General features: G+C 37.5%; 7 protein-coding genes. 2 read left to right on the plus strand and 5 right to left on the minus strand.

The window, feature by feature from the left end:
- Positions 1-36: 36 nt before the first annotated feature.
- Together ade and AB4Y30_RS16060 are read right to left on the minus strand one after the other, a co-directional pair.
- A complete protein-coding gene (ade, locus tag AB4Y30_RS16055; RefSeq protein WP_368653187.1) occupies positions 37-1806 on the minus strand; it encodes an adenine deaminase in 1770 nt (589 codons plus the stop codon).
- 120 nt (positions 1807-1926) lie between these two features.
- Positions 1927-3507, minus strand: a complete 1581-nt coding sequence (locus AB4Y30_RS16060; RefSeq protein WP_368653188.1) for an ABC transporter substrate-binding protein — start codon at positions 3505-3507, stop codon at positions 1927-1929.
- 335 nt (positions 3508-3842) lie between these two features.
- On the opposite strand from AB4Y30_RS16060, the gene AB4Y30_RS16065 reads away from it, so the two are divergent.
- Positions 3843-5051, plus strand: a complete 1209-nt coding sequence (locus tag AB4Y30_RS16065; RefSeq protein ID WP_368653189.1) for a threonine synthase — start codon at positions 3843-3845, stop codon at positions 5049-5051.
- A 261-nt stretch (positions 5052-5312) separates the two neighbouring features.
- On the opposite strand, the gene AB4Y30_RS16070 is transcribed toward AB4Y30_RS16065, so the two are convergent.
- Positions 5313-6908: an ABC transporter substrate-binding protein gene (locus tag AB4Y30_RS16070; protein ID WP_368653190.1), complete on the minus strand. Its 1596-nt coding sequence runs from the start codon at positions 6906-6908 to the stop codon at positions 5313-5315.
- Positions 6909-7401: 493 nt separating this feature from the next.
- Between AB4Y30_RS16070 and AB4Y30_RS16075 the strand changes: the two genes are divergently transcribed.
- Positions 7402-9276 carry an IS1182 family transposase gene (locus AB4Y30_RS16075; protein ID WP_368653191.1) on the plus strand — a complete coding sequence of 625 codons (1875 nt, stop codon included), beginning with the start codon at positions 7402-7404 and terminating at the stop codon, positions 9274-9276.
- Here AB4Y30_RS16075 and AB4Y30_RS16080 read toward each other — a convergent pair.
- Together AB4Y30_RS16080 and AB4Y30_RS16085 are read right to left on the minus strand one after the other, a co-directional pair.
- A complete protein-coding gene (locus AB4Y30_RS16080; RefSeq protein WP_368653192.1) occupies positions 9186-10802 on the minus strand; it encodes an ABC transporter substrate-binding protein in 1617 nt (538 codons plus the stop codon). The genes AB4Y30_RS16075 and AB4Y30_RS16080 overlap by 91 nt on opposite strands.
- A gap of 120 nt (positions 10803-10922) precedes the next feature.
- Positions 10923-12086: a M20 family metallopeptidase gene (locus AB4Y30_RS16085; RefSeq protein ID WP_368653193.1), complete on the minus strand. Its 1164-nt coding sequence runs from the start codon at positions 12084-12086 to the stop codon at positions 10923-10925.
- Positions 12087-12103 lie beyond the last annotated feature (17 nt).

Consider the following 12103-nt stretch of genomic DNA (forward strand, 5'->3'; position numbering starts at 1 on the left):
AATCATATCATGGAGAAATGATCTATCCTATTCCTTTTATACAAATAGGGAAATAAATTCTTGTTTATTTACATCTACTAATCCAAGGTCACTTACTCGCACTTCTGGGATAACTGTTAAGCTAATGGATGAGAAAGCCATTACAGGTGAACGTCGTCCCACTTTGACACCCATTTCTAGCGCTTTTTGAGCAAAGTTTTCTACCTTAGGTGCTAATTCTTCAATTGGTTCTGGAGCCATTAAACCTGCAAGTGGTAATTCTACTGTTGCTACGGTGTTACCATCTTTTACAAGGCATAATCCTCCACCACTTGCTTTTATTTGTTCAGCCGCAGCTAGCATATCACTAGGATTTTTTCCTGCTACTACTAGATTATGACTATCATGTGCCATTGTTGTTGCATATGCGCCTTCACGTAAACCTGCATTTTTCATCACTGCTACAAATGGTTTACGATTTTGACCATGTCTACCAGTCACAGAAATAAAAATACAATCTTCTGGTAGCTTAGAAACTTTCCCATCTACTACGTCTACTTCCACTGTATCTAGTGTTGTAATTCCAATTTTAGTTACTTCCACTGTATGAATAGTTGCCTTTCCGTTTTCTATTGGAGCCTTAATCATAAAGTCTTCTTCTACTAATTCTGGAATTCTAACGGTATTAGGTAGTTGTAGAGGAGTAGGGCTCACAATTTCTTTCGTTACTTGTCCATCAGCAACTACTTGTTCTCCTTTTACATATACATCTGTGACTTCCATTGTTTCTAAGGAATCAACAAGCACTAAATCTGCTAGATATCCTGCAGCAATAGCTCCTACATCACGTAAGCCAAAGCGCATCGCCCCATTTAACGTTGCGTAACGAATAGCAAGAGCTGCCGGAATTCCTTCCTCAATACATCTGCGAATTACACGATTCATCTGACCATTTTTAATGATGTCATGTGGCGCGATGTCATCTGTACACATTTGAACATTCGATGCATGTGGTAGTTGTTGTAGAGCCTGTGCAGCAATGTCAGCAAATTTACTTACACTAGACTCACGAATATAAATATTCATGCCTGCTCGTAGTTTTTCAACAATCTCAGCTGTTCCACGACTTTCATGCTCTGAATGCACACCAGCCGCTAGATACGCATGTAAATCACGTCCAGTCACACGCGGGGCATGTCCTTCATTAAGAACTTGATGCTCAAGACCTGTGTGGACGATATCTGCCATGCGTTGATCTTGTTTAATTACTCCCGTATAATCCATTAATTCCGCAATTCCAACTACATCAGGCAAATCAAGGAGCTCTGCAATATCATCAGCTAAAAACTCCGCTCCAGCTGTCTCTATTCCTTGTACAGCTGGCACACAGGAAGGAATAGTTGTTAATACACGCACAGGTAGATTTTGACTTGCCTTAACGATTTGTTTAACACCTTCTGCTCCCATTACATTCGCAATTTCATGTGGATCAATCACAGCAACAGTTGTTCCATGGCGGAGAACCGCACGAGCAAACATATCTGGAGCCATCATTGTACTTTCAATATGTACATGCGCATCAATAAATCCAGGCATTGCATAAGATCCTTTTGCCGAAACTGCTCGCTCTCCTTCTATGTAAAATTGTGGTTTCCCATCTTCATAACGTGCAATCGCTGCAAAACGATCTTCTTTTATCCCAATATCTGCAACATAAATTTCTGCTGTAAATACATTCACTAAATTGACTTCTCGGATTACTAAATCCATTGGAACATCGCCTCTAGCTGCTGCAACAATCTGTGTACGATCGATGTTTTTATTCATGGTCCTTTTCCTCCTTTTGAAATGAAAAAAGTTTATGATTATGTTTAATTAGCTTTACTTTTAATCCTAACACAAATTCGCTCTTAGCTGTATGCTAAGAGCGAATAGTAAAGCATCCATTTATTTGTTAACTTTTGTATTCCAGAAAATTGCTCCAGAGAATGTTGTAAATCCTTCTACTTTTGCAGAAGCCGCATGGAACATACTATATCCACCTAAAATAGATACTGGAACATGCTCTTCCCATGCATATTGTTGTATATCATCCCAGATTTGTTTTGCTTCTTCCTGACTTTCTGAAGTTTCTATTGCACTTAATTGTTCTAAAATCTTATCATCATTTACGCCACCACCCCAAGTAGGGCTTAATGCTAATAATTGTGGCGGTGTACTAACTACAGATGAACCAGTAATAAACATATTCCACGTGCTTAAATCCTCACGCATTTTAAACATTGTTGGCATATCATACACTTCTAATTCTACCTCAATACCAATTTCTTTTAGCTGCTGTTGAATAACAACAGATGAATTATAAATTACGTCATCATCACGTGTTGAAATAATTGTAAGTGTTTCTCCATTATATCCAGCTTCGTCTAATAACTGTTTAGCTTTATCAGGATCTGCTTGGTTGTAATACTCTATACCCGCTTCACTATTCCAAGCCTCAATATCTTTATGCATGTAGCCTGGGCTTAACCAATATAAATCCTCTGTTACTACTGCACCTAACATAATTTCATCCATGTCTAATGCTGCATTGATCGCTTGACGCATTTTTGGATCGGTTACTAGACCTTCTCCTTTATTATACACAAGCATCAGCTCACCATGTGTTGCTGGATAAGGCTCTACATTCTCATCATTTGCTATTTGCTCATAATCATCGTTTGGAATTTGGTACGCGATATCATATTCACCTGTTTTTAAACCTGCTAATCGAGTGGAAGCATCTGTAACAATATGTACATAAATATCTTGTACTAATGCTTCACGTTTACCTGCTAAACCATCTGGCTCATCTTCTAGCGCGCTATATTCATCATACTTTTCGAAATGAATATATTGATCTTGCTTCCATTCTACAAATTTAAATGGTCCTGTTCCAATGTATTCTTCAACACCTTCTGCTGGGGCAGCTTCAACAATTTCCTTAGGCATAATCGCCGCTGCTTGTTTAGAAGATGCTAATGTATCTAATGTTAAAGAGGAAGGCTTCGCTAATTGTAGTACTACTGTATATTCATCTTCTTCCGTCCATACTGCATCATTAAAAATATTTCCTGTTATTGTAGATTTTTCCATCCAACGGTCCATAGAAGCAACAACATCTTCTGCTTTCATTTCTTTACCATTATGGAATTCTACACCTTGTCTTAATTTAAATGTATAGGATAATCCATCTTCACTAACATCAATAGAATCTGCTAACATAGGTACAGGCTTATATGCCGAATCATTTGTTACTAAAGTTTCAAACATTAACCTACCAATATCACGTGACTGGATTCCTGTATCCATCGGTTGATCAAGTGTTGCAGGTGCTGAATAAAGCGCAACATGAAGTTCATCTTCTGTAGCATCAGCTGAATTTTCCGTACCTTCTTCATCTGCGCCTTTATCATCTGACGAACAGCCAATTAATGCAACGGTAAAAATAAAGACCACTAAAACTTGAAATAATCTGCGAAACAACATTTCACTTCCTCCTAATATAATTGGTTTTAAAGTTGTTTATAAACCATTCATTTTCATATAAAACGACTCCAATATAATACCATATTACAAGAAAATGTCGAACTATTTCTAAAGAAATCGAAAAATCTTTAGGCTAAATGTCATTACTATGGAAATATTTGTAATTGCAGTAGATTACTTTTTTTCTTTCCATAATCTTATCATTTCTACTTACATACCCGAACCTTAACATTACTACTAAATCAAAACTTCTACTTACAAAGATTTACTTATGAACCTATTTGCACTAAAATTAGAAATAGATTTAAAATTAAAATGATTTGGAGGTATTTCTAATGGAATACAGTTACATATCTCATCTCTATTGTCCAAAATGTCATGAAACATATGACCATCAAGCGATTAATAACCTTTGTAAATGTGGAGCGCCTTTACTTGTCCAATATGACTTAGAGGCATTAAAAAAAGACGGATACCGTCCAGAGCAGCTAAAAGGACGTGAACCATCTCTTTGGCGTTATCATGAATTACTTCCTGTTACAGATCCAGCAAATGTTGTTACCGTTGGTGAAGGAATGACTCCTTTAATCCCAATGCCAACTTTAGGAAAACAAATGGGTATTGATAATTTATATATGAAGGATGAAGGAATCATCCCTACAGGTTCATTTAAAGCACGTGGCGCAGCTGTAGGCGTTTCTAAAGCAAAAGAAGTAGGTGTCGAGGAGCTCGCTATGCCAACAAATGGTAATGCAGGAGCTGCTTGGGCATTATATGCAGCACGTGCTGGCATGAAGACTAGTATTATCATTCCAAAAGATGCACCAACCATCCAACGTAATGAGATGGCAGCAGCTGGTTCCAATCTATTTTTGGTTAAAGGACTTATTAGTGATGCAGGAAAAATTGTTGGAAAAGCTATTCAGGAAAAAGGGCTTTTTGATGCTTCTACATTAAAAGAACCTTATCGTATTGAAGGTAAGAAAACGATGGGACTTGAAATAGCAGAACAATTCAATTGGAAAATGCCTGATGTCATTTTATATCCTACAGGTGGCGGAGTCGGTGTCATTGGTATTTATAAAGCATTGAATGAATTAAAAGAGCTTGGTTGGGTTGAAGGTGATCTACCACGTTTAGTGGCCGTACAAGCAGAAAATTGTGCACCAATCGTAAAAGCTTGGGAAAAGAAAAAGGACGAGTCTGAATTCTGGGAGAACTCAGATACGATCGCTTTTGGAATTAATGTACCGAAAGCACTTGGAGACTTCCTTGTACTTGATGCTATCTATAAAACAAATGGTTGTGCAATTGCTATTGAAGATGAAGCTACATTAGAAGAAGGATTAAGTATTGCCGCTACAGAAGGAAGCTTTATCTGTCCTGAAGGTGCTGCTGCATTTGTTGCAGCAAGACGTTTACGTGAAAGCGGATGGATTAAAGAAGATGAAACAGTCGTTGTCCTTAATACAGGAGCAGGCATTAAATATCCTGATACTGTTCAAGTTGATGTTCCAGTGCTTGAAAAAGATGGAAGTATTTAACGAAAAGCGCAGAGCGCCCGTTTAAAAACGTAGAGATTGGAGTGTCACAACCGAGATAAAGGAAACACGGTGAGGTCACGAACCGATGTTGACTTATTGTAGGATGTGACGCGAAATCTCTTAGTTTTTGGCGCTCGGAGCTAGACATGGCTACCTCTGAATAAGAATAAATTTGCGCAAAACTCTTATACTTTCATATCTCATAAGAAAAACGGTATCCTCATTAACTAGTGAGAATACCGTTTCTTTCATTCTATTTTATTATTGATTAAGGCTTGTGTTCCAGAATACTGGTCCATCTAAGTATAAGAAGCCTTCAATGTTTTTGTTAACTCCCATAACTGTAGTATAGTCAGAGATTTTTAGAATCGGAAGAATCTCCCAAGAATGACCTTGTAGCTCATCCCAGAATACTTTAGCTTCTTCAATTGTATCTGCTGTTGCGATATCTTTTAATAATTGTTCTGTTTTCTCATCTTCTGGTCCATCAATCCAAGTATCATTATAGAATAATTGTTCTACTGGTGTCATAGTCATTGGGAAACCTGTAATTAGTAGGTCCCACTTTGATGGATCATCACGTAGGGTTAAAACAGTTGCCCAATCATATACTTCTAAGTCAACTTTAATTCCAACTTGTTCTAGCTGTTCTTTAATAATAACAGCAGAATCATACATATAGGAATATTCACGTGATGTAATGAATGTTAATGGCTCGCCATCATAATTTATTTCATCTAATAATGCTTGTACTTTATCAGGGTCAGGATTATTATATAGCTCTTCCCCTTCAGTTGATGCCCATGCTTCTTGTTCTACTTGCATATAGCTCGAAGACATTCTGTACTTACCACCTAATGCAGCGTTTGCAATATCTTCTAAATTCAGTGCCGCATTAACGGCTTGGCGCATTTTCACTTCTGCAAATTGACCTTCAAACTTATTGAATACAATTCCATATTGCCCAATAATTGGCGCAACTGCTTCTACATCTTCTGCACTTTCTAATTGATCAAACATATCATAGCTCATCCCGTGACCAATATGGTACTGACCTGTAGTAACTCCACCTAATTGTGTATTTGGATCTGGAACAAAGTTAATATATACATTATCAAAATAAGCAATTCTTTCTCCAGCTAGACCATCCGCCGTTTCTTCGCGTGGAGTATAATCTTCAAACTTCTCTAAATGTACATATTGGTCTTGTTTCCATTCGACAAACTTGAATGGCGCTGTTCCAATATGTTCTTCTACTCCTGTTTCTGTTGCTGCTTCAACAATTTCCTTTGGCATAATTCCTGGGAATTGTAATGTTCCTCCTAAGGCTAAAAGAACAAAAATAGATGGTTCCTGTAATTTTAATTCTACTGTGTACTTGTCAACTTCTTCAAATGTACCTTCTCCAATTAAAGATTGTGCAGTTGAAGATCTTTCTAGCCATCTGTTCATGGAAGCTACAACATCGTCTGCTGTCATTTCTTCTCCATTATGGAATTTAATACCTTCACGTAGATTAAATGTATAAGTTAATCCATCCTCACTTATTTCCCAAGACTCTGCTAGCATGGGTTGCGGTTCATAAGCAGAATCAATGGTAACAAGCGTTTCATAAATATGTCTCGAAATATCACGTGTTGCCGTAGCTGTAGACATAATTGGATCGATTGTTGGTGGTTGTGTATTTAAGACAAACTGCAAATCTCCGCCTGCAGTTTGCTCTCCACTGCTTTCATTATTATCGTTGCTGCCTTCTGAGTTATTATCAGAAGAATTATCGTCATTATTACTACATGCAGCTAGTACCAATAGTACCGCTAAGAACATTAGCAATAACGTCTTATTAATTACTTTCATTTAAAATACCCCCAAAAAATAATTTTTTCTTTATTTATGACAACATTTCGTTGCTCTGTCTTTCTGTAATTTTTTAACATCAAAAGTTGACTGTAAACCCCACTTATTTCATCATTATATGTAGATTCTAAGGAGGTTTGTTTGGGATCAACAGCCTATGAAAGCTAGTTGATTCATTTCAAAATCTGCAAATATTTACCAGAGGACCAGTCGTTTGAATATTCGCTTTATTTTCCAAAAATGGCTTCCTTCCAAAACATGAAGCGCTTTCATTTTTCGACAAAAAAAATACAGTGACAATTTACATCATACAATCTATCTAGCAATATTTCAACTATTAACCTAAAAAACAGGGGCTGTCCAAAAAGTCAGTGAAAACTGCTTTTCTATGACGGCCCTTTTTTTCTTTATTCTTCCTAAAAAACATATAAAAAAATCGCCTTTTCTTGTAAAATGGAGTTACCACACAACATTTCAGAAAGGGCGATTTTTTATGAAATCTCATACAAATTGTACCACACAAACGACACTTCCTCTAGAGGTAATCGAGGAAAAAGTTACAGCTTCTAACCCAGCAACTCCCTTATTTAAACCTTACGATAACCGACAAAGCACGGTGATTTTTGATATCCAAGATTATATCCCTACACATCATGTAGCACGAGTGGTAGATGAAATGGTGGAGCGTATCCCAAAGGAACAGCTCTATCGTTATTATAGCGGTGGAGGTAGACCAGCCTTTCATCCCAAAATGATGCTGAAAGTTATTTTATATGCTTACAGCCAAAAAATATATTCCTGTAGAGACATCGAAAAAATGACCAAAGAAAATCTACCAACTATGTGGCTTGCAGGTATGCAAACCCCTGATTTTCGCACCATCAATGCGTTTCGTGGGAAGCGAATGAAAGCCATGATGGATCAGCTATTTGAAACGATGATTCTGCAACTGATAGAAGATCAATGGATTACGATGGAAAACTACTTCTTGGATGGCACAAAGATAGAAGCCAATGCCAATAAGTATTCTTTCGTATGGAAAAAATCAACCGTGCGATGGGAGGCGCAGTTAAAGCAACGCATCCAGGAAACGTTGGCACATATCGATACGATTGCCGCACAGGAAGAGCTAGAGATAAGCCATTCTAAAGAAGAAGCGACTGCGGAAGACTTAGAAGCGATTGCCAATCAACTAGCAGAAAAAGTAGATGCCCTTTCTGAAGCTATCGAAAATACGGAAGAAAGTCAGCTTCGAAAACAGCTCCGCTCTCGTCGTAGCACCTTAAAAAAACCAATGAAACAAATACGTGAGAACTTTCTTCCACGTATGGAAAAGTATCAGACCTATCAAACCATCTTAGGAGATCGAAACAGCTTTTCCAAGACAGATCCGGATGCCACGTTTATGCGGATGAAAGAAGATCATATGAGAAATGGACAGTTGAAGCCAGGCTATAATGTACAAATGGCCACAGAAAATCAATTGATTGTCGATTACTCCGTGCATCAACGACCAAATGATACTCGGTGTTTTATTCCACACTTGGAGAAGTTGGCAGCTTCTAACCTTCCGATGCCTCAACGGATCATTGCCGATGCAGGTTATGGAAGTGAAGCAAATTATTTATATGCGATTGGTGAAGAGAAATCCCCTCGTTTTGAATTTTTAATACCCTATGGCACCTATCTCAAAGAACAAAAAAGAGCGTACAAAAAAGACATTAAAAACTTTAAAAATTGGACCTATCGTGCCCATGAGGATGATTATATCTGCCCAAATAACCGAAGAGTCGTGTTCAAAAAATATCTCAATCGGAAGAATAGGTCTGGTTATGTGCAGAGTTATAAAATTTATGAATGTGAAAGTTGTTTGGATTGTCCATTGAAGCCCCAGTGTACGAAGGCAAAGGGGAACAGACAAATTTTTTGGAATACAATCTTTGAAGAAATGAAAGCTAAGGCAAAAGCAGCCCTTGAAAGTGAAGAGGAAGCAGCAATCTACGCCCAACGAAAAGTGGAAGTAGAAAGTGTTTTCGGTCACATCAAGGGCAATCGGTCGTTCCGTAGATTTTCTTTACGGGGTATCGATAAAGTCCACACAGAATTCGGGATCGTGGCAATAGCCCACAATATCCTGAAAATAGCTGAGCTTCGCAGGCTACTTTTCAGGAATTTTTTACAAATGAAAAACAAGAAGAGAAAAATGATTTATTTTTCTTCCTCTTGTTTTATTTTGGGGGCTTATTGGACAGCCCCTGAGAGATTCATTATGTTATTTTATTCCTTAAATCCAATATTCCATAGTATAGGTCCATCTAAGAATTGGAAGCCTTCTACACGTTCACTTACTCCCATAATCATTGTATAATCTGAGATTTTAGTGATTGGAACAATTTCCCAAGAATGACCTTGTAATTCATCCCAGTGCTCTTTTGCTTCTTCAATGGTTTCTGCTACACTAATTTGTTTTAATAACTCCTCTGTTTTTTCATCTTCTGGGCCATCTACCCAAGTACTATTAAAGAATAATTGTTCTACAGGAGTCATAGTCATCGGGAATCCTGTAATAAATATATCCCACTCTTCAGGATTAGCACGCATATTAACAACAGTTGGCCAATCATACACTTCTAAGTCAATATTAACTCCGACCTTTTCTAGTTGCTCTTTAATAATTACGGCAGAATCATACATGTATGAATATTCACGTGTAGTAATGAATCGAATTGGTTCACCATCATAGCCAGCTTCTTCTAATAACTGTTCAGCTTTTTCTAAATCTGGATTATTGTAGAATTCTTCTCCTTCATTAGATGCCCATGCTTCTTGCTCTAGTTGCATATAACTGGAGGCCATACGGTATTTTCCATTTAAAGCAGTAGATGCAATATCTTCTAAGTTCAATGCTGCATTAACTGCTTGACGCATTTTCACATCTGTAAAAATACCTAGGTTCTTATTATAAACCATTGCATATTGACCAACAATTGGCGCCATTGCTTCTACGCCTTCTGTATTTTCTAACTGGTCATACATATCATAGCTTAATCCATAACCTACATCATATTGGCCAGTTTGAATTCCACCAAGCTGTGTATTTGGATCGGGAACAAAATTAATATAGATATTATCAAATAAAGCTTCACGTTTACCTGATAAACCATCTGGCTCTTCTTCACGTGGTGTATAATCTGCAAATTTTTCCATGTGAATGTACTGATCCTGTTTCCATTCCACAAATTTAAATGGACCTGTTCCAATATAATCTTCTACCCCAGTTTCTGTTGCTGCTTCAACAACTTCTTTCGGCATAATTCCTGGGAATTGTAATGTTCCACCTAATGCAGAAAGAACGAAAATAGATGGTTCAGTAATCAATAAATTAACTGTATATTCATCAACCTCTTCAAAGCTACCTTCTCCAATTAAAGACTGAGCTGTTGCTGACTTCTCTAGCCATCTGTTCATGGAAGCAACTACATCCTCTGCAGTCATTTCTTCCCCATTATGGAATTTAATTCCTTCACGTAAATTAAATGTATACGTTAACCCATCATCACTTATTTCCCAAGATTCTGCTAGCATTGGTTGAGGCTCATAAGCCGAATCAATAGTCACAAGTGTTTCAAAAACAGGTCTTGCTACGTCACGAGTTGCTGTAGCAGTAGACATTACTGGATCCATTGTTGGTGGTTGTACATTCAATACATATTGTAAATCTCCACCTTGTCCTGTAGAAGTATCCCCATCATCTTCTTGATCATCTGTTTGCTCTTCTGTATCTGTACTCTCATCGTTGGAAGTTGAAGCGCCTTCATCATCTTTACTACATGCCACAAGTGCAAGTAGAAGCGCTAAAAATAAAACAAATAAACTCTTCTTCATAAGGTTCATTCTCATACACCTCCAAAAGTATTTAAAAACTATATCATAGTAACAAATTGTCACTTGATTTTTCTCTCTCTTTATTACAGATAGTTAGCAGCTTGTACAGATGAACTCACGTCTTCTGACTTATTTGCTATATTGCTCAAATGCACTCATGATACTTTGCGCTAATAATTGTGTCCGTGGAATAAAAGAATCCATTTCCATATATTCATTTTCATTATGCCAATATCCACCAACTGGACCCATACCGCAAATTGTTGGAACCCCTAATGAAGCTGGGAACCCTGCATCTGCTGCACCTCGAGCATAATGCTCTGTAATCGCAATATTTAATTCATCTGCATGACGCTTCACAATGTTATACATCTGCTTGACACCTTCACTCTTTACCATCGGCAAGAAGCTCACATGTCCCCTTAGTTCTCCTGAGGTACCTTCCACCTTACTATTTGCAAAAATAGTCTTTGCTTTTTCCATCACTTCTTCAAACTGTTCAATGGTCTGAAAACCGATATGTACCCGACCAGAGGCTCCTGGTGCAACGACATTTGTGTTTTCTCCACCTTGAACCATCCCAACGTTAACCGTTACCCCTTGTTCAATATTTGTTAATTGTTGAAGTGCAATAATCTTATGGCCTAATTCCTCAATGGCGCTTATTCCTTTTTCAATTTCTGTACCAGAATGTGCAGCTACTCCTGAAATTTCAAACTCTAGGTGTGCTGATCCTCTTCGTGTTGTAACTATAGATCCATCAGGACGACCTGGTTCCAAATTAAATACGGCAACTGCTTCCTTTGCATGAGCTTCGATAACCTTTCGCGACGATGGAGAACCTATTTCTTCATCTGGTGTAATCAATATTTCAATTTCACCTTGATTTATTTCAAGTTTCTTTAATGCAATAGCAGCTAAAATACTTGTTACTATTCCTGGTTTCATATCTGATACTCCAGGCCCATAAGCTCGATCACCTTTAATGGTAAAGGGGTTCTTAGCAACAGTACCTACAGGATAAACAGTATCTCGATGTCCTAAAAGTAGGATTTTATCTTTTTTCACACCTGGAATTGTGGCAATGATAAAGTCACCTAAATTAGGATCCTCATTCTTTTGAATTCGATAAGTAATTTGATGCTTTTTGAAGAATTTACAAATAACGTCTCCTGCTCTATTCACTTCCTCTCTATCTCTTGATGGGCTATCTGTATTTACTAAATCCTCTAGAAACTGTAATCCTTCCTCTTTCATTTTTTCAATTACTACATTTAATTTTTCTCTACTCATTGTTACTTACTGTCCCC

The sequence above is a fragment of the Ornithinibacillus sp. 4-3 genome (assembly GCF_040958695.1).
Taxonomy (GTDB): domain Bacteria; phylum Bacillota; class Bacilli; order Bacillales; family Amphibacillaceae; genus CALAMD01.